Source organism: Streptomyces sp. NRRL WC-3605 (assembly GCF_001509795.1).
In the GTDB taxonomy this organism is placed as follows: domain Bacteria; phylum Actinomycetota; class Actinomycetes; order Streptomycetales; family Streptomycetaceae; genus Streptomyces; species Streptomyces viridochromogenes.
The window spans coordinates 127,944-145,467 of sequence record NZ_LLZN01000079.1; the positions used below are offsets into that span (position 1 = coordinate 127,944).

18 protein-coding genes and 7 tRNA genes are annotated in these 17,524 nt (G+C 73.5%); 11 read left to right on the forward strand and 14 right to left on the reverse strand.

From position 1 onward, the window contains the following. Positions 1-147 precede the first annotated feature (147 nt). The gene (locus tag ADL34_RS26640; RefSeq protein WP_062674233.1) at positions 148-873 is read left to right on the forward strand and encodes a 3'-5' exonuclease; all 726 of its coding nucleotides are present in this window, start codon (positions 148-150) and stop codon (positions 871-873) included. 46 nt (positions 874-919) lie between these two features. Here the strand turns inward: ADL34_RS26640 and ADL34_RS26645 are convergent. Together ADL34_RS26645 and ADL34_RS26650 are read right to left on the reverse strand one after the other, a co-directional pair. Continuing rightward, a tRNA-Val gene (locus ADL34_RS26645) sits at positions 920-991 on the reverse strand. Positions 992-1,030: 39 nt separating this feature from the next. Further along, positions 1,031-1,489, reverse strand: a complete 459-nt coding sequence (locus tag ADL34_RS26650) for an SRPBCC family protein (RefSeq protein WP_062674231.1) — start codon at positions 1,487-1,489, stop codon at positions 1,031-1,033. A 104-nt stretch (positions 1,490-1,593) separates the two neighbouring features. Between ADL34_RS26650 and ADL34_RS26655 the strand changes: the two genes are divergently transcribed. Continuing rightward, positions 1,594-3,987: an SCO7613 C-terminal domain-containing membrane protein gene (locus ADL34_RS26655; protein WP_199835638.1), complete on the forward strand. Its 2,394-nt coding sequence runs from the start codon at positions 1,594-1,596 to the stop codon at positions 3,985-3,987. A gap of 374 nt (positions 3,988-4,361) precedes the next feature. Here ADL34_RS26655 and ADL34_RS26660 read toward each other — a convergent pair. Beyond that, positions 4,362-4,433 (reverse strand) — tRNA-Val (locus ADL34_RS26660). A gap of 85 nt (positions 4,434-4,518) precedes the next feature. After that, complete coding sequence (locus ADL34_RS26665; RefSeq protein ID WP_062674227.1) at positions 4,519-4,977, reverse strand: TIGR02611 family protein; 459 nt, start codon at positions 4,975-4,977, stop codon at positions 4,519-4,521. 191 nt (positions 4,978-5,168) lie between these two features. Between ADL34_RS26665 and ADL34_RS26670 the strand changes: the two genes are divergently transcribed. Together ADL34_RS26670 and ADL34_RS26675 are read left to right on the forward strand one after the other, a co-directional pair. After that, positions 5,169-5,582, forward strand: a complete 414-nt coding sequence (locus ADL34_RS26670; protein WP_004002642.1) for an SsgA family sporulation/cell division regulator — start codon at positions 5,169-5,171, stop codon at positions 5,580-5,582. A gap of 324 nt (positions 5,583-5,906) precedes the next feature. After that, positions 5,907-6,467: a CGNR zinc finger domain-containing protein gene (locus ADL34_RS26675; RefSeq protein ID WP_062674225.1), complete on the forward strand. Its 561-nt coding sequence runs from the start codon at positions 5,907-5,909 to the stop codon at positions 6,465-6,467. A gap of 61 nt (positions 6,468-6,528) precedes the next feature. Here the strand turns inward: ADL34_RS26675 and ADL34_RS36445 are convergent, their stop codons facing one another. Continuing rightward, positions 6,529-6,681 (reverse strand): hypothetical protein, encoded by a 153-nt coding sequence (locus ADL34_RS36445; protein WP_004002639.1) that lies wholly within the window; start codon positions 6,679-6,681, stop codon positions 6,529-6,531. Positions 6,682-6,837: 156 nt separating this feature from the next. Next, positions 6,838-7,281 (reverse strand): hypothetical protein, encoded by a 444-nt coding sequence (locus tag ADL34_RS26680; RefSeq protein WP_062674223.1) that lies wholly within the window; start codon positions 7,279-7,281, stop codon positions 6,838-6,840. A 178-nt stretch (positions 7,282-7,459) separates the two neighbouring features. Between ADL34_RS26680 and ADL34_RS26685 the strand changes: the two genes are divergently transcribed. Continuing rightward, positions 7,460-7,984 (forward strand): DsbA family protein, encoded by a 525-nt coding sequence (locus ADL34_RS26685; protein ID WP_062674221.1) that lies wholly within the window; start codon positions 7,460-7,462, stop codon positions 7,982-7,984. 6 nt (positions 7,985-7,990) lie between these two features. Here ADL34_RS26685 and ADL34_RS26690 read toward each other — a convergent pair whose 3' ends face one another. The 3 genes from ADL34_RS26690 to ADL34_RS26700 are packed head-to-tail and all read right to left on the reverse strand — an operon-like array spanning position 7,991 to position 10,729. After that, a complete protein-coding gene (locus tag ADL34_RS26690; protein ID WP_062674220.1) occupies positions 7,991-8,815 on the reverse strand; it encodes a GNAT family N-acetyltransferase in 825 nt (274 codons plus the stop codon). Positions 8,816-8,864: 49 nt separating this feature from the next. After that, positions 8,865-9,686, reverse strand: a complete 822-nt coding sequence (locus ADL34_RS26695; protein WP_062674218.1) for an aminotransferase class IV — start codon at positions 9,684-9,686, stop codon at positions 8,865-8,867. Further along, positions 9,683-10,729, reverse strand: a complete 1,047-nt coding sequence (locus ADL34_RS26700; RefSeq protein WP_062674216.1) for a chorismate-binding protein — start codon at positions 10,727-10,729, stop codon at positions 9,683-9,685. Before ADL34_RS26700 ends, ADL34_RS26695 begins: the two co-directional genes overlap by 4 nt. 179 nt (positions 10,730-10,908) lie before the next feature. On the opposite strand from ADL34_RS26700, the gene ADL34_RS26705 reads away from it, so the two are divergent. From ADL34_RS26705 to ADL34_RS26725, 5 genes are all read left to right on the forward strand, one after another. After that, positions 10,909-10,981 (forward strand) — tRNA-Gly (locus ADL34_RS26705). 38 nt (positions 10,982-11,019) lie between these two features. Next, positions 11,020-11,093: transfer RNA gene (locus ADL34_RS26710), tRNA-Cys, on the forward strand. 1 nt (position 11,094) lies between these two features. Further along, positions 11,095-11,166, forward strand: a tRNA-Val gene (locus tag ADL34_RS26715). 34 nt (positions 11,167-11,200) lie between these two features. Next, positions 11,201-11,272, forward strand: a tRNA-Val gene (locus ADL34_RS26720). 34 nt (positions 11,273-11,306) lie between these two features. After that, positions 11,307-11,378 (forward strand) — tRNA-Val (locus ADL34_RS26725). Positions 11,379-11,429: 51 nt separating this feature from the next. Here the strand turns inward: ADL34_RS26725 and ADL34_RS26730 are convergent. From ADL34_RS26730 to ADL34_RS26740, 3 genes are all read right to left on the reverse strand, one after another. Then, positions 11,430-11,720 carry a zf-TFIIB domain-containing protein gene (locus ADL34_RS26730; RefSeq protein ID WP_079034483.1) on the reverse strand — a complete coding sequence of 97 codons (291 nt, stop codon included), beginning with the start codon at positions 11,718-11,720 and terminating at the stop codon, positions 11,430-11,432. 81 nt (positions 11,721-11,801) lie between these two features. After that, entirely contained in the window at positions 11,802-12,746 is a 945-nt protein-coding gene (locus ADL34_RS26735) for a phosphotransferase family protein (RefSeq protein WP_062674211.1), read from the reverse strand. Positions 12,747-12,964: 218 nt separating this feature from the next. Next, positions 12,965-13,162 (reverse strand): hypothetical protein, encoded by a 198-nt coding sequence (locus ADL34_RS26740; protein WP_062674209.1) that lies wholly within the window; start codon positions 13,160-13,162, stop codon positions 12,965-12,967. A 613-nt stretch (positions 13,163-13,775) separates the two neighbouring features. Between ADL34_RS26740 and ADL34_RS26745 the strand changes: the two genes are divergently transcribed. Next, entirely contained in the window at positions 13,776-15,188 is a 1,413-nt protein-coding gene (locus tag ADL34_RS26745) for a serine/threonine-protein kinase (RefSeq protein ID WP_062674207.1), read from the forward strand. 52 nt (positions 15,189-15,240) lie between these two features. Here the strand turns inward: ADL34_RS26745 and ADL34_RS26750 are convergent, their stop codons facing one another. Beyond that, entirely contained in the window at positions 15,241-16,059 is an 819-nt protein-coding gene (locus tag ADL34_RS26750) for a TrmH family RNA methyltransferase (RefSeq protein ID WP_062674205.1), read from the reverse strand. 63 nt (positions 16,060-16,122) lie between these two features. Next, positions 16,123-17,367 carry a uroporphyrinogen-III C-methyltransferase gene (gene cobA, locus ADL34_RS26755; protein WP_062674203.1) on the reverse strand — a complete coding sequence of 415 codons (1,245 nt, stop codon included), beginning with the start codon at positions 17,365-17,367 and terminating at the stop codon, positions 16,123-16,125. Between the last annotated feature and the right edge of the window lie 157 nt (positions 17,368-17,524).

Here is a 17,524-nt window from a genome sequence, read left to right on the forward strand (position 1 = left end):
AGATGAATCCCCGTGGCGGGCCGCTGAACTGCAAAGACCCGCACTCCTGTTGTGTCCTTCCGGCGTACGCCGCAAACGGCCCGGGTATCACCAAACGGGCAGAAGACGGGACGTCAGCTGCCGTGGATGGACAAGGGGTTGAGCGTTATGGCGTGCTGGTACGAGGGCCCGCTGGCGGCATTCGACACGGAGACGACAGGTGTGGACGTCGAGACCGACCGGATCGTTTCGGCGGCCGTCGTCGTCCAGGACGCCCCGGGGACCCGGCCCCGGGTGACGCGCTGGCTGGTGAACCCGGGTGTCCCGGTGCCGGAGGCGGCGACGGCGGTGCACGGGCTGACGGAGGATCACCTCCAGCGCAACGGCCGCTGGCCGGCGCCGGTCATGCAGGAGATAGCCGAGGAGCTGGCGGTGCAGGCCACGGCGGGCCGGCCGCTGGTGGTGATGAACGCGCCGTTCGATCTGACGCTGCTGGACCGCGAGTTGCGGCGGCACCGCGCCTCGTCGCTGTCCCGCTGGTTCGAGACTGCGTCGCTGACGGTGCTCGACCCGCGCGTCCTCGACAAGCACCTCGACCGCTACCGCAAGGGGCGCCGCACCCTGACCGACCTGTGCGCGCACTACGAGGTCGAACTGGCGGACGCGCACGACGCGGCGGCCGACGCTCTGGCGTCGCTGGAGGTCGTCCGCGCGGTGGGCCGCCGCTTCGCGGCCCGCCTGGAACGGCTGTCCCCGGCGGAGCTGCACACCCTGCAGGAGGTGTGGCACGCGGCACAGGCGCGCGGCCTGCAGGCGTGGTTCGCGCGCAGCGGCACGGAGGAGTCGGTGGACCCGGCCTGGCCCCTGCGCCCGGACCTGCCGGCGGCGGCCTGAACAGCGGAAAAGCCGGCCCGCGTGACGCGGACCGGCTTTCTCCCGGTGGGCGATACTGGGTTCGAACCAGTGACCTCTTCGGTGTGAACGAAGCGCTCTCCCACTGAGCTAATCGCCCGGGAACGCAGTGAACAATACAGGTCCCCGCGCGGTTCCTTCAAACCGCTTGCCGACGCCCGGCCAGGAGCGCCAGCAGGCCGCGGCGGCCCGCGCGCATCATCAGCCGGTGGTTGGCCCGGAAGACCGGCCGGCCCGGCACCGCGAACCTGCGCAGCAGCGGTTTGTTCACGTCGACGACCTGCTCGTAGCGGGCCAGGCACCCGGCGCCGTGCGGGGTGATCGTCCAGCGCGCCCAGCCGTCGAGGTCACCGGAGATGGCGATCTCCAGGACGCCGGCCGCGCGGTCGCGCCGCACCTCGCGGGCCGTGAACGTGAGGTCGTAGGGCAGGAGGGACCGTACGGTGATCACGCCGGTGGTGTCGTCGATCCGGCGCACCTCGCGGACCTGCGGCCACCAGCGCGGATAGTCCTCGGCCCGCTCCAGCACCTCGTGGACGACGGCGGGCGGCGCGGGCAGCTCCCACAGGCTGCGGAAGCGGTAGTGACTCCAGTCCATGGGCGCAGTGTGCCCCGTGGGACCGGGTCCGCACGGGATCTGAGTACGTCCTCTGAGTACCGGCACTCATGCCGGGCGGGCGTGACGCGGAGCACACTCCGGCCATGACGCACATTCCGCCACCGGCCGAGGAGTTGCGGCTCCTGGATCTGGAGCTGCGCCGACTGGACGCCCGCCGGGCCCAGTTGCTGCACCGGCGGGCCTGGCTGGTCACGGCTCTCCACGCGGCCGTACCGCCGGCCCCCGCGCCCACCACATCCGTCGCCCCGCCCCGCCCGGAGGCCTCGGCGCCCCGCGTGCAGAACGTCCTGCTGCTGCTCGGCGGTGTCCTGCTGACCGTCGCGGCGATCGCGTTCACCCTGGTCAGCTGGGGTGAACTCGGCATCGCGGGGCGTGCGCTGGTGCTGGGCGCCGTCACGGTGGCGGTGCTCGCCGCGCCGGTGCCGCTGCTCAAGCGGGGGCTGCGCTCGACGGCCGAGTCGGTGGCGGGCCTCGGGCTCGCGCTGACCGTGCTGGACGCGTACGCCCTGCACGAGGCGGCACTGTCCGGCACGGACACCACGGCGTACGCCGCCGTCGCGTCGGCGGCGCTCGCGGCTCTGTGGGCGGCGTACGGGCTGCTGCCGCGCGCCTCGGCGCTGCGGCTGCCCGTGCCCGCGGCCCTCGTGGCCGCGCAACTGCCGCTGCTGCTGGGGGCGGTGGCTGTCGACGCGGGTCCGTACGGAGTCACCCTCGCCCTGCTGATGACGGCCGCCTGCGATGTGGCGGTGACGCTGCGCGGGTCCGCCGGGCCCGTCCGGGCGACCGCCGTCGTCGGCGCCTACGGACTGGGTGTCGCGGGGGCGTGGGCCGCCGGCTGGCTGTCGTGGACGGCCACCGGCCCGGGCGCCGCCGCCCGTGCGGCGGCGCTCCTCCTGCTCGCGGCGGGCGTCGCGCTGGCGGCGGCCCGGCATCCGTCGGCCGGGCGGCAGGCGGGCGGTCTCGCGGTCGCCGCCGGGCTGCTCACGGTCGCCGCGGCCGGCGGTACGGTCCGGCCCGTGCTGCCCGCCGTGTGGACGGTCCCGGCGTATCTGGCCTGCGGGATCGCGCTGCTCGCCGTGGCACGGTCGACCCGGCTGCCGGGGGCGGTGCGGCAGGGCCTGGTCCACGCCTCCGCCGCCGTACAGGGGCTGGCGCTGCTGTGGACGCTGCCGCTGCTGGGGGTCGCCCTCATGGGTCCGGCCGCCTGGATCGAGCGGGTGTGGTCCGGGGCGCCCGGCGGCCTGCGCGCGGCGGTCACCGCCGACGCGCCGTGGCCGCCGTACTCCGAGACGGTGCCGGTCGTCCTGGTGGCGGTCGCCGGCGTCCTGGTCCTGGCGCGGGAGGCGGTGGGGCGCGTCCGCGCCCTGAGCGGTGCGCTGGTCCTCGGCTGGGCGACGGCCCTGGTGCTGCCGTCGGTGCTCGACGTCCCGTACGTCGTGGGCCTGGCGGCGCTCGGGTGCCTCACCGCCGGGGTGCTCGCGGCGGCCACCTGGCCCCGGACGCCCGAGCGGCCCTCGCCGCTCCATCTGACGGCGACGGTGCTCGCGCCGCTGACCACCCTGCCTCTCGTCCTGCTGTCCCTGGCCGGCCAGGGTGCGACCCTCGCCGTGACGGGCGCCCTCACCGCGCTCTTCGCGGCGGCCTCCTGGACGCCGCGGCTCGCGCCGGTCACCGCCCCGGCCGCCCTCGTGTACGCGACCGCGCTCGCCTGCGCGACGGGGGCCGCGGCGGGTCGGCGGCCTCAGGAGACCGCCGTGCTGGTCCTGGTGGTCCCGGTGGCGGCGGCCCTGCTCGCGGCCCGGCTCGGGGACACCGTCCGGGCGACGGTCCCGGTCGAGGTCACGGGTGCGGCGGCCGCGCTGCTCGCCTTCGGCCTGGCCGTCGCCTCCGGCGACCTGCCGATGCTGGCCCTCGTGCTGGCCCTGTGCGGGGTGATCGCGTCCGGGACCGCGCTGCGCCCCGGCCGCCGTCCGGTCGCCTTCGCGGGCACCGCGCTGTTCGTGCTGGCCGCGTGGGTGCGCCTGGCGGCGTGGGACGTCGGCACGCCGGAGGCGTACACGCTGCCGGTCACCGTTCCGGCCCTGGTCGTCGGCGCCCTCGGCAGGCGCCGCGACGGGCAGGTCTCGTCCTGGACGGCGTACGGTCCCGGGCTCGCCGCGACGCTCGTGCCGAGCCTGCTGGCCGCCTGGGGCGACACGCACTGGGCGCGCCCCCTCCTGCTGGGCGTGGCCGCGCTGGCGGTCACCCTGCTGGGCGCCCGTCACCATCTGCAGGCGCCGCTCCTGCTGGGCGGGACGGTGCTCGCCCTGGACGCCCTGCACGAACTCGCCCCGTACATCGTCCAGGTGACCGACGCGCTCCCCCGCTGGGTGCCGCCCGCGCTCGCCGGCCTCCTGCTGCTGGCCGTCGGGGCGACGTACGAACAGCGTCTGCGGGACGCCCGGCGGGTGCGGGAGTTCCTGGGCACCATGCGCTGACGAAGAGGGGGGACCGCGCGCCCGCGCGGTCCCCCCTCCCGCCTCGACCTGCCGACGAAGATCGAGCAGCACATTGCTCGCGTCCTATTGGCGCGGTAATCCGATCGCATTCCGGAAGGCGTCCGGCGAATTCCCGCCGGACGTCCGGGTGTTGAAGTTCTCCCGGAAGTCCGGGTACGGCCGAAAGTCCGTCTTGACCTGATCTTCGGATACTTCTTCTTGAAGAGCGCGACGGTCTCGTTGATCCTTTCGGTGCCCCCTCGGCACCTCACCCCATGTAACGGATCGTCACCGTCCGGTGCGCGCGGCTGCAGCCGTGTCCACTCACGCCGACGGCCCGCCTGTGGTCTCACAGGCGGGCCGTCGGATCCGGGTGGGCGATACTGGGTTCGAACCAGTGACCTCTTCGGTGTGAACGAAGCGCTCTCCCACTGAGCTAATCGCCCCGGCGCAGGAAGAACATTACCCCATGTCAGGGGGTGCGGGTGACCGCCCCGGAGCCGGCCCGGAGGGCATCCGCACCCCGCGCGCTCACTGGTCCTTGATCTTCCACGGCATGGCGACGCCGAACTTCCACACGTAGATCCCGACCAGCACGGCGATGATCACCAGGCCGATCGAGGTCAGGACGATGTTGCGTCGGCGCACCTTCGGGTCGAGCGCTTTCTGCGCCGCCTCGGTGACCTTGCGCTTGGTCCAGCGCAGCACCAGCTGGGCCCAGACGAACTCGGTCGCCCAGATGGCCATGCCGCCGAAGATCACGACCCAGCCGGGCCCGGGCAGCGGCAGCATGATGATGCCCGCGACCACGACCGCCAGGCCGATGATGAAGACGCCCACCTGCCAGCTCAGGTGCAGCAGGCGCCGCTCCTTGACGAACTCGGGCGCCCGCGAGCCCAGGGCCCGCTCGCCGTCGTCCCGCGCCTTGCTCACCTGGGCCCCTTCGGACGCCACGACGGCTCCTCCGGACTCGTCACTCCCCGTATTCATGCGGCCAAACCCTACCGGACCGAATCCGGTCACCGAAATGGTCGTACCGCACGAACGGGTTCTCGGCCGGAAGAGTTACGTAATCCCACGCAAAACACTCAGAGGGGTTTACAACGGCACCGTAGGTGGCATGTCGATTTCGCCGACGTGCGAATCCCCGAGCGCACACTGAGCGAAAGGCCCTGGCGCTTATGAACACCACGGTCAGCTGCGAGCTGCACCTGCGCCTCGTTGTGTCGAGCGAGTCCTCCCTGCCTGTCCCCGCAGGCCTGCGGTACGACACGGCCGACCCCTACGCCGTGCACGCCACCTTCCACACCGGAGCCGAGGAGACCGTCGAGTGGGTGTTCGCCCGCGACCTCCTCGCCGAGGGCCTCCACCGGCCCACCGGTACCGGCGACGTCCGTGTCTGGCCGTCGCGCAGTCATGGTCAGGGGGTCGTCTGCATCGCCCTGAGCTCTCCCGAGGGCGAGGCACTGCTCGAGGCCCCCGCGCGAGCCCTGGAGTCCTTCCTGAAGCGGACGGACGCCGCCGTGCCCCCCGGTACGGAACACCGTCACTTCGACCTCGACCAGGAGCTCTCGCACATCCTGGCGGAAAGCTAGGGCGAGATCCCCGCAAGCCGCCCGGCGCCGTCGACTCGGGGTGACGGCTCGGGCCAGAACAACCGCATAGGCAGGCCACCGGCGCCGTCCTCGCTGTCGCGAGGGCGGCGCCGGTGTCTCGGGGCCCCTGAGCGGTCCGGGGGCCGTGGTGCGCCGCCTGAGGGCCCGGCGGCCGGTCCGGAGCCGCCCTGGGAACCATGAGCGCTCCCCGGGCGTTGTATTCGAAGCCATGTGCGGACGAGGGCGGTGTGCCTGGCGTGTGAGCCACTACCATCGGCCAGCATCGGCGGGCGCCCACGCCCACCCCAGGCCAGGGAGCAGAACGTGCTGATCACCCATGACGCCCGGTGCGCACTCGATGTCGTGGTGGATCTGGTGAACACCGCGCCGGACGAGGACGGCGCCGAGGACGGGCTGTCGGACATCACGAGCCTTGGTGACTTCGTGCGAAAGCACGACATCAGCGATGTCGGGGTGCTGTCGGAGTTCGACCTGTCGGCGGTGCGCAAGGTGCGCGGACGGTTCGCGTCGATCTTCGCGGCGGCGGACCCGAGGGCCGCGGCCGGGCTGATCAACGAGCTCGTGGCGGCCGCGGGCACCACACCGCGCCTCACCGATCACGACGGGCACGGCTGGCACGTGCACTACTTCGCCCCCGGCGCGTCCGTGGCGGACCATCTCGCGGCGGACTGCGGCATGGCGCTGGCCTTCTTCGTGGTGGCCGGGGAGCAGGAGCGGCTGCGCCGCTGCGAGGCACCGGACTGCCGGCACGCCTTCGTGGATCTCTCGCGCAACCGTTCCCGCCGGTACTGCGACAGCCGTACCTGCGGCAACCGCCTGCACGTGGCCGCCTACCGGGCGCGCCGCAAGGAGGCCACCGGCTGAGACGCCGGACGGAGTGTCGACGCGGGCCCCGGCGGGTGGCGCCGGGGACCGCGGGTACGGCTCAGAGCAGCAGCAGATCGTGCAGCGCAGCCATGAGCAGCAGACACCCGATCACCGCAAGGAAGATCATCAGCGGTGGCTGGGAAAGGGCGAAGAGGCACCCACGAGGCTCGTCCTGAGGTGGCGCGGCCTCGCTCTGTGTCGTGTCCAGCATCTCGCGGGCGATGATGGCGCAGATCAGGCCCGCTTCGCGATCAACGCGCCCGGAATGAGCGGGTGTTCGCCGTAATCCGTGAGGTCCGGTCCGAATCGTGATCGTTCAGGGCCGCAGGGCGACCCACTGTGTCGCTTCCGCCCGGGTGTCCCCTGGTCAGATGCCGTGCTTCTTCAGGATGGCCTCGATGTCGCTGAAGTCGTCGGCGGGCTCGGCGCGGGGGCCGGTCGTGGGCCGCTTCGACGGCTTGGCCCCCTCCCCCAGCGAGGGCGCGGAGGCCGCCGGGGCCACCGCCTCGCGGCGCTCGGCCGCGCGGGCCTCCTTGCGCTCCTTGCGGGTGCCGCCGCGGCGGCGCTCCACCGCACGGGTGCTCGCGAACAGCACCCAGGCCACCCCGAGGACCCCGAAGCCCGCCCAGGCCGTCGGGCTGAAGGCGGTGTCGGCCAGCCACTCCACAACGCCGGTCATCACCAGCCCCAGGGGCACCAGCGCGTAGGCCGCGATGCGCGTGGCCGAGAGGTAACGCTTGCGGTACGCCGTGACCGCCGCGATGCCCAGGCCGGCCGCGGCGACGGCGGAACAGACGGTCTCGGCAATCATCCGGTCCTCCAGGCGGGCTGCGTCCGACAGGGCTTTCGTCCCTTCCATCCTGCACCGTCGCCACCCCGCGCGGCCACGGCTCGCACCGAGATCAGGGAGATCTCCGGGTCGTCTCCTCCGGAGGTGCCGGTCGCGGGCCGGATTGGGCCGCCTGGTGCGCGGCTGGGAGACTGGGACCATGAACGACTCCTCTCCCGACCGCGCCGCCGTCGTCCTCGACTTCTGGTGCGAGCTCCAGTGCCCCGACTGCCGCAGCGCCCTCGACGATCTGCGCGCCCTGCGCGCCCGCTACGGCGACCGGCTGGAGCTGCGGCTGCGGCACTTCCCGCTGGAGAAGCACAAGCACGCCTTCGCCGCGGCGCAGGCCGCCGAGGAGGCGCTTGAGCAGGGGCAGGGGTGGCCGTACATCGAGGCGGTGCTCGGCCGGGTCGAGGAGCTGGACCGCCAGGGCGAGCCCTTCCTGATGGAGGTGGCCCGGGAACTGGGCCTGGACGCGGAGGAGTTCGACACCGCGCTGATCGACGGCCGGCACATCCTGATCGTCGACGCCGACCAGGCCGAGGGCAAGGCGATCGGCGTGACCGGCACCCCCACCTATGTGATCGACGGCGAGCGCCTCGACGGCGGCAAGAGCCAGGAGGGGCTGCGCGAGCGCGTCGAGGAGATCGTGGACCGGCTGCTGGCGGAGCAGGCGGGGGCCTGACGGCCGCTACAGCAGCGCCTTGTACAGGGCGTACACCGTCGTCTCGTAACCGAGCGAGTCGTACAGCCGCTCTGCCGCGGTGTTGCCCGCGAAGACGTTGAGGCCGAGCAACCGGTGCCCGGCGGCGATCGCCCGGCCCTCGGCCTGGAGCATCAGCGAGCGGCCGTGGCCCCGGCCCCGGTGCTCCGGACGCGTCTCGACGTCGTACACGTAGGCACGGCCCTGCCGGGTGCCGACCCAGACGGTGCCCACCGGTGTCCCCTCGTGCTCCAGGACGTCGATGGAGGCGCCCGGCGTGCGCAGGCCCTGGGGCAGGAGTGCCTCGTGGTCCCGCTGCGACTTCACCCGCGCCTCGTCCTCGGGGACGCCGCGCTCGACCCAGCTGCGGACGTAGTCCTCGTCGCTCTTGACCAGCCATGTCTCGAACTCGGGCCCGGTCATGGGCCGCGCCCGGGTGCCCTCCGGGAGCGGGGGCGGGGCGTCGCCGAGCGCCTTGGCCATGCCGCGGTTGCGCAGGAGGTACCCGAGGGCGGTCACCAGGCGCAGCGCCGGTACGGCGTCCCCGGGGACCGTCACCTCGATGCGGTGGCAGCCCCAGCCCCGCGCCACCTCCTCCGCGGCGAGAGCGGCGACGGTGGCCCGGCCGCGCCGCCGGTCGGCCTCCTCGATGCGCAGTTCCGTTATCCGGGCCACGCCCTCGCCGAAGACGGGGTGCGTGCCCAGGAGGAGGACGCCCACGGGGCGCCCGTTCACACACACCTGGTAGCGGCGCGAACGGGTTCCGTCGGTGTGGTGCTGAAGCGGCTCGGTCGGCCGCAGGGTCGTGGTCATCAGGTGAGTTCTACCCAGCGGACCGGGCCGGCGGCAGCCGAATTCCCGGTCACGGGTCGAGATCGTCGCCGGAGCGCTCCTCGAAGATCCGCATGGCCTTGGCGGTCACCGGTCCCGGCGCGCCCGGCAGTTCGCGGTCGTCGACGCGGTGCACGGCCTGCACGTCCCGCAGGGTGGAGGTGAGGAAGACCTCGTCGGCCCGCTCCAGCACGTCCAGCGGCAGGTCGGTCTCCTTGGCGCCGGTCCACTCGACGGTGAGGGCGCGGGTGATGCCCGCGAGGCAGCCCGACGCGACCGGCGGCGTGTGGATCTCGCCGTCCAGGACGACGAACACGTTGGAGCCGGTGCCCTCGCAGAGCTGCCCGACGGTGTTGGCGAACAGGGCCTCGGACGCGCCGTGTTCGTGGGCACGGGCGAGGGCGACGACGTTCTCGGCGTACGAGGTGGTCTTCAGGCCGGTGAGCGCGCCCCGCTCGTTGCGGGTCCAGGGCACCGTGATCACGGCGGTGGTGTCGGGGCGGCGGCTGGTCTCGCCGAGGGCGACGACGAGCGTGGGGCCGTGCTCGCCGCGGTCGGAGCCGAGCGGGCCCTGCCCGCCGGTGTAGGTGATGCGCAGCCGGCCGAGCGGCATCGGGTTGGCCTCCAGGACGGCGGCGCACGCGCGGCGCACCTCGTCGTGGTCGGGGGCGGGCAGGCCGAGCCCCAGCGCCGAGCGCGTCAGCCGGTCGAGGTGCCGGGTCAGCGCGAACAGCCGGCCGTCCACCGCCTTCACGGTCTCGAAGATGCCGTCGCCCACGGTCAGACCGTGGTCGAAGACGGAGACGCGGGCGGTCTCGATGTCCTTCAGCCCGCCGTCGAGCCAGATCTTCACGGTTGCAGTCCCTCTCCACTCACCTCGTACGTGCCCGACGCTACCGCGAGCAGCCGGGACGCCTTCAGCTCGGTCTCCCGCCACTCCCCTTCCGGGTCCGACCCCCAGGTGATCCCAGCGCCGGTGCCGAAACGCAGCGCGCCCGCCTCCCGGTCGATCCAGAAGGTCCGTATGCCGACGGCGAGCTCGCCGGTGCCGCGGTCGGCGTCGACCCAGCCGATCCCTCCGCAGTACGGTCCGCGCGGTGCCGTCTCCAGCGCGTCGATGATCCGCAGCGCGCTGGACTTGGGCGCGCCGGTGACCGAGCCGGGCGGGAAGGCGGCGCCGAGGAGTTCGGGCCAGCCCGCGCCGGGGCGCAGTTCGCCGCGGACGGTGGAGACCAGGTGCACGAGGCCCGGGTGCTTCTCCACGGCGCACAGATCGGGGACGGAGACCGAGCCGGTCGCGCAGACCCGGCCGATGTCGTTGCGCACCAGGTCGACGATCATCACGTTCTCGGCGTAGTCCTTGTCCAGGAGGTCCGCCTCGGTGCGGCCGGTGCCCTTGATCGGTCCGGACTCCACGACACGCCCGTCGCGGCGCAGGAACAGCTCGGGCGAGGCGGTGGCGATCTCCACACCGTGCCCGGGCAGCCGAATCGTTCCGGCGTACGGCGCGGGGTTGCCGCGCGCGAGGAGGGCGGTCAGCGCGTCGACGTCGGCGTCCGCCCCGACGGGCGCGCTCAGCACACGGCAGAGGTTGGCCTGGTAGACCTCGCCGGCCGCGATGTGCTCGCGGATGCGCCGCACACCGGCCGTGTACGCCGCGCGGTCGAGAGATGACGTCCAGTCACCGGCCGCCGGTCCGGTCCAGGCACCCGGCACCGGGGCGGGCACCTCCTCCCGCCGTACGTCCCGGAAGCGGGCGCAGGTCAGAGCGCCCTCGAAGTCGGCGCATACGGCCCAGAAGCCGCTGGAGTCGAGGGCCGCGGGGTCACTGGTGACGTCCAGGAGACCGGTGGCGACGCGGTCGCCGAATCGGGCGAGAGGCGGGAGGTCGTGCACGCCGTCGAGTCTATGACCGGTGCCGCCGCGGCGACCTGGCCCCGTCCGTTCCGCACGGTCCCCCGGCTCGCCGAGCAGGTGAGGCGCAGCACGCTGCGCAAACGCGTTTTTGTGCTGGCCCCGGAATCCGCTAGAGTTCAACTCGTCGCCGGGCCGCGCGAGCGGGACGGAAACGACAAGCGGACGTAGCTCAGTTGGTAGAGCGCAACCTTGCCAAGGTTGAGGTCGCGAGTTCGAGCCTCGTCGTCCGCTCGAAGGAACAAGGGGATCTTCCCGACCCCCTCACTCCTGGTGGAGTGGCCGAGAGGCGAGGCAACGGCCTGCAAAGCCGTCTACACGGGTTCAAATCCCGTCTCCACCTCCAAGGACGATTAGCTCAGCGGGAGAGCGCTTCCCTGACACGGAAGAGGTCACTGGTTCAATCCCAGTATCGTCCACTGGATCTTCGACCGATCATCGAAGGTCTGACCCGCGCGATTAGCTCAGCGGGAGAGCGCTTCCCTGACACGGAAGAGGTCACTGGTTCAATCCCAGTATCGCGCACGCAGTGCCCACGGCCCCCGGGCCGTGGTCCCGAGGACGATTAGCTCAGCGGGAGAGCGCTTCCCTGACACGGAAGAGGTCACTGGTTCAATCCCAGTATCGTCCACACACCGAAGCCCCCGGTCGTCGACCGGGGGCTTCTTCGTGGCCCGGCGGCTCAGCTGGAGAACAGCATGTGGCCGAAGCTCTTGTGGCGGCGGTGGCCGTACTGGGCGCCGTGACCGCCGTGCGGGGCACCCCAAGCCGGGGCCTGCGGGGCGGCGGCCGGGTAGGACTGCGGAGCGGCCGGGGGCGGCGGGGCCGGCTGGGTCCACTGGGACTCCAGGCGGGTCAGGGCCTCCAGCTCGCCGTAGTCCAGGAAGATCCCGCGGCAGCCGCTGCACTGCTCGATCTGGACGCCGTTGCGGTTGTAGGTGTGCATCGGCGCATGGCACTTCGGACACTGCATCGTTCGGCTCAACTCCTCGCCGGTCGGTCCTGCTTCGCGTCTCGCCAGGACAGACTCTGCCCGGCTGCGGTCGGTTGCACCCTACTTCGGGGAACCCTGGGCCAACTCGGGCGGGACAGGCACCATTCGGTCACAGGCGTCCACCAGGCACTGCTCGGCCTCGTCGAGCGGGCGGCCCTCCTCCTGCGCCTTGGTGATCGCCCTGGCCGCGGTCTGCACGGTGAGAGCGCGGGCCGGGACGTCCAGCGCGGGCCAGGGGTCGCCCGCGGCGGGGACGGCGGTGCCGCCGGCGGCCCGGTAGGCCGCCAGGAAGCGGCTCCACTCGTCGGGCGGGAGCAGCCCGCAGGCGTACCAGGCGGCGGGGCGGCCCAGGTCCCAGGCGGGCACGCCGGTGCCGAGGTCGTCTACGTCGATCAGCAGCCACGGGCCGTCCGGCGCCGGGTGCCGGACGAGCTGGCCGAGGTGGAAGTCGCCGTGGCACAGGGCGCCCGGCACCGGCTGCGGGGCCTCGGCGCGGGCCCAGGCCGGGACGGTGTCCCAGGCGCGCAGGACGGCGGTGGCCGCTGCGCGCGGGGCGGCGGTGGCGGAGCGGAGCCGCTTCACGGCGCGGGCGGCCTTCACCGGGCCCCGCATCGCGGGCAGGCCGGCCGGGGCGGGTGCGCGGTGCAGTCCGGCGAGCAGCGCGGCCGCGTCCTCCCAGGGCGCCGCGTCGGGGTCGGCCGGGTCCACGGGGCGGCCGTACGGCCAGTAGCTGACGAGTCGGCCGTGCAGGTCGGCGGGCGCGGGGGTGAGCGGGGGCAGGAGGAGGCCGGGGAGCCGCGCGGCGGCGGTGAGGCGGGGGACGAGATCGGCCGGGACGCTGTCCGGGGGGTGGGCCTTGGCCACGGTGTCGGCGTGTCGGACGACCGTGGCGTCGGGGCGGTCGGCGAGGGTGACGGCCATGCAGGAGCCGCAGGCCGGGGCGAGGGTGTGCGCCGTGGCCTCGGCGTGCGCGGCGAGGTCGGGCAGGAGGCGGTTCGGCGTCACGGGGTCCCTCGGAGGCGGGTCGGCTGGGGTGAGCGTACGCGTCCGCCGCGAGTGCTGGACAGAGCCGGTGCCGGAGCGAGCCGGGGCCGGACAGAGCAATGCCGGCGCAGCTCCCCAGCTGCGCCGGCATCTGTGCCGTCCGCCGCACCCCCGTCCCCACGGGGTTTCATGGATGGATGTCCCCGCCCGGACCGCTCTTCCGGGCCTGGGGTCGCCGCTCAGCGCCCCAGCATCACACCCACGGACGACGCCTGTGTGGCCACGGTCTCCCACCCGTCGAAGACGAGGAGGAGCAGGGCCGCCAGGGGAAGGGCCATGAGCGTCGCCACCAGCGGGTGGCGGCGGCCCTGGCGGCGGGGGCGCGGCAGGAAGCGCGCCTGGGTGCGGAGCAGTGCCCGCGGTGCCGTCTGGGCCATGGTCCCTCTCCTGACCTGTGTCGGATCTCGTATACAGCGGCGGGCGTCTGACCTCGGGGGACGAGTGCTGCACCCGCCGCTTGACCTCAAATCTAGGGGCGCGTCCCCTTCCGCACGTCATGCCCTCGTACCGATTGGCGGGCCTCCCGGAGGATGAGCCCTCGCGGGCGGAGTACTCCCCTGGGTGGAGACCGGCGTGCGGGTCTCGGGGTCTTCCCGGAGGGGACGTCCGGTCCGCCCGTTTTCTCCGGGGTGCCCCCCAGGACTCCGGCAGGCCCCACCGGGTGACTTCTCTCACTCGGTGCCGGACGACAGGGCCGTGATCTTCGGGGCACGCCCGTCCCCGCCCGCCGCCGGTGGCGGGGTACGGCCGGCGTCCCGCCCGCCCGCCTCCCTCGTCCTGTCCCTCCCCTCGGCGGACCCAACCTCCCTGGCCTTGTTACGGGTTGACTCGCTGGGGGTGGTGAAGTCGCTTGACCCGTCAGCACTCTGACCGCCTTTCACCTTCGCGGTCCGCACCCGACAATCCACCGGGCCGAGAGGGCGCGGCCTCTGCGCGCGGCGGCCCGTGGAAACGTAAGCTGTGGCACGTCACACGGACCGGGCAGCGGGGATGAACATGGCGATGATGCGCCTGAGGCGCGAGGACCCGCGCGTCGTCGGATCGTTCAGGCTTCACAGACGGCTGGGCGCGGGCGGAATGGGCGTCGTGTACCTGGGCTCCGACAAGAAGGGGCAGCGGGTCGCGCTCAAGGTGATCCGGCCCGACCTGGCGGAGGACCAGGAGTTCCGCTCCAGGTTCGCGCGGGAGGTCTCGGCGGCACGACGCATTCGGGGCGGGTGCACGGCCCGGCTGGTGGCCGCCGATCTGGAGGCGGAGCGTCCCTGGTTCGCCACGCAGTACGTGCCCGGCCCCTCCCTGCACGACAAGGTCGCCGACGAGGGCCCGCTCGGGGCCGCGGAGGTCGCCGCCGTGGGGGCCGCCCTGTCCGAGGGGCTGGTCGCGGTCCACGAGGCCGGGGTCGTACACCGGGATCTGAAGCCGTCCAACATCCTGCTGTCCCCGAAGGGACCGCGGATCATCGACTTCGGCATCGCCTGGGCCACCGGCGCCTCGACCCTCACGCACGTGGGCACGGCGGTCGGCTCGCCCGGCTTCCTCGCCCCGGAGCAGGTGCGGGGCGCCGCCGTCACCCCGGCCACGGACGTCTTCTCCCTGGGCGCCACGCTCGCGTACGCGTCCATGGGTGACTCCCCGTTCGGGCACGGCAGTTCCGAGGTGATGCTGTACCGCGTCGTGCACGAGGAGGCGCAGCTGCACGGGGTGCCGGACGCCCTCGCCCCGCTCGTGCGCGCCTGTCTGGCGAAGGACCCCGGGGAAAGGCCCAGCACCCTCCAGCTGTCGCTGCGCCTGAAGGAGATCGCCGCGCGGGAGGCGCAGGGGCTCGGGGACGTGCGTCCTCCGGCGCAGCGCGCCGCCGAGGCGGACCGGGCCACCGGACGGCTCGCCGACACGTATCCGGAACCGCAGCGGGTGCAGCGGCGCTCGCCGGGCACTCCCCCGCCCCGGGGCGCGGCCGGGCCGCGCGGCGGCGGTGCGGGCCGGGTGCCCGGGCCCGCCCGGGACGGTTCCGCGCCGAGGACCGGCGGTGGTTCCGCGTCCCGCGCGGGATCCGGCGGTTCCGCGTCCCGCGCGGGGTCCCGTCCGACGCCCGCGCCGCGCGGCACCTCCCGCAACGGCGGCCGGCCCGCTACGCGCGGCGGCACCGGCCGTACGGCTCCGCGGAACACCGGGACCGGGCGCAGGCCCGCCAATCCGCAGTTGCTGCGGCAGCGGCTGTTCGTGTTCGTCGTGGTGACGCTGCTCGTCGCGCTCGGCATCGCGGCCGCCCAGGGCTGCCAGGGTCCGGACCGGGGCCTCGGCGGCACCGGCGGCGGGCGTCCCACGCAGGAGCGGGTGGCGCCGGACCACGGGACGATGGACGAGCGGTACTCCTCGGAGTTCCAGATCCCGGAGCAGGAGTAGGTGCGCGGCTAGTGCTGTGACCGGGAGCCCGGCCTGATCGGCAAGACGCCCCCTAGACCTCGGGGCGGCCCGTGGCCACCGCGTAGAAGGCGACGGCGGCCGCGGCGCCCACGTTGAGGGAGTCGACACCGTGCGACATGGGGATGCGGACCCATTCGTCGGCGGCGACCAGGGCCTGCGTGGACAGGCCGCCGCCCTCGGCGCCGAGCATCAGGGCGACCCGGTCCATCCGGTGCGGGGCGGCCTCGTCGAGGGACTTCGCCTTCTCGTCCGGGGTGAGCGCGAGCAGGGAGAAGCCGGCCTCGCGGACCGTCTCCAGCGCCTTGGGCCAGGTCTCCAGACGGGCGTACGGCACGGAGAAGACCGCGCCCATCGAGACCTTGACGCTGCGGCGGTACAGCGGGTCGGCGCAGTCCGGGGAGAGCAGCACGGCGTCCATGCCGAGAGCCGCGGCGGAGCGGAAGATCGCGCCGATGTTGGTGTGGTCGTTCACCGACTCCATGACGACGACCCGGCGGGCGTTGTGGAGCAGGTCGGTGGCGCCGGGCAGCGGCTTGCGCTGCATGGACGCCAGCGCACCGCGGTGCACGTGGTAGCCGGTGACCTGTTCGGCGAGGTCGGGGCTGACCGCGTAGACCGGTGCCGGGAGTTCGTCGATGACGTCCCGCATGACGTCGATCCACTTGGCCGACAGCAGCATCGAGCGCATCTCGTAGCCGGCTTCCTTGGCCCGTCTGATGACCTTCTCGCCCTCGGCGATGAACAGGCCCTCGGCGGGTTCGCGGCGGCGGCGCAGGTCGACGTCGGTCAGGCCCGTGTAGTCGCGCAGACGCGGGTCGTCGGGGTCGTCGACGGTGATGAGATCGGCCACAGAGTGATACTGCCTTGTCCTGGGTGCGGTGCCAACGGTGCGGAGAGGGTCTGTTACCCCGGGTTACGGAATGGCTCGGGCTGTGGGGGCCGGGCCCGCCTTCACGACCTCGCCGATGACGATGACGGCGGGCGGCTTCACCTCGTGCTCGACCACCGCGGCGCCGGCCGTGGCGAGCGTCGCGTCGACCCGGCGCTGCCCGGCCGTCGTGCCCTCCTGGACCAGGGCCACCGGGGTGTCCGGGGACTTGCCGTGCGCGATGAGCGTCTCGGCGACCTTGCCGAGGGTGCCGACGCCCATGAGGATCACGAGCGTGCCGGTGAGCCTGGCGAGCGACGGCCAGTCCACCAGGGACCGCTCGTCGTCGGGGGCGACATGGCCGCTGACCACCGTGAACTCATGGGCCACGCCCCGGTGCGTCACGGGGATGCCGGCGGCGCCCGGCACGGAGATCGAGCTGGAGATGCCGGGCACGACCGTGCACGGGATGCCTGCCTCCGCGAGCGCGATGACCTCCTCCATGCCACGGCCGTAGACGAACGGGTCGCCGCCCTTGAGCCGTACCACCGACTTGCCCTGCCGGGCGTGCTCGATCAGCGCTTCGTTGATGGCCTCCTGGGCCATGAACCGGCCGTACGGCAGCTTCGCCGCGTCGATGACCTCGACGCTCGGCGGCAGTTCGGCGAGGAGGTCGCGCGGGCCGAGGTGGTCGGCGATGACCACGTCCGCCTCGGCGAGCAGCCGGCGGCCGCGCACGGTGATCAGGTCGGGGTCGCCGGGGCCGCCGCCGACGAGGGCGACGCCGGGCTTACGGGTGCGGTGGTGCGGGGCGACGAGGGTGCCGTCGCGCAGGCCCTCGACGACGGCGTCCCGGATGGCGGCGGTGTGCCGGGGGTCGCGGCCGCGCGCCTCGGTGGTGAGCACGGCGACGGTGACGCCCTCGCTGTGCCCGGTGGCCGGCGTCCACGCCGTCGCGGCGTCGGCGTCGTCGGAGCGGACGCACCACACGCGGTGCCGCTCGGCCTCGGCGGAGGCGGCCGTGTTGGCCTCCGGGTCGCTGGTGGCGATCAGGGCGTACCAGGCGTCCGCGAGGTCGCCCTCCTCGTAGCGGCGCCGGTGCCAGGTGATCTCCCCCGCGTCCACCATCGCCTCGACCGACGGCGTCGCCTCCGGGGACACCAGCCGGATGTCGGCGCCCGCAGCGACGAGCGCCGGGAGGCGGCGCTGGGCGACCTGGCCACCGCCGAGGACGACGACCCGGCGACCGGTGAGGCGCAGGCCTACGGGATAGGCGGGGTGTTCGGCCATGAGGGTACGGCTCCCTTGGGGGTGGCGGCGGGGCGATGCCCTGACGTGCGGATTTTATGCTGCGGACGGCAACGGCGGTTCGGGTGTCCGAGGGCTGGGCGGCCTGTGGGCCGCCGCGCGCAGGGCGAGGGGACCCGGGGCGCGCGGCTCCGGGTCC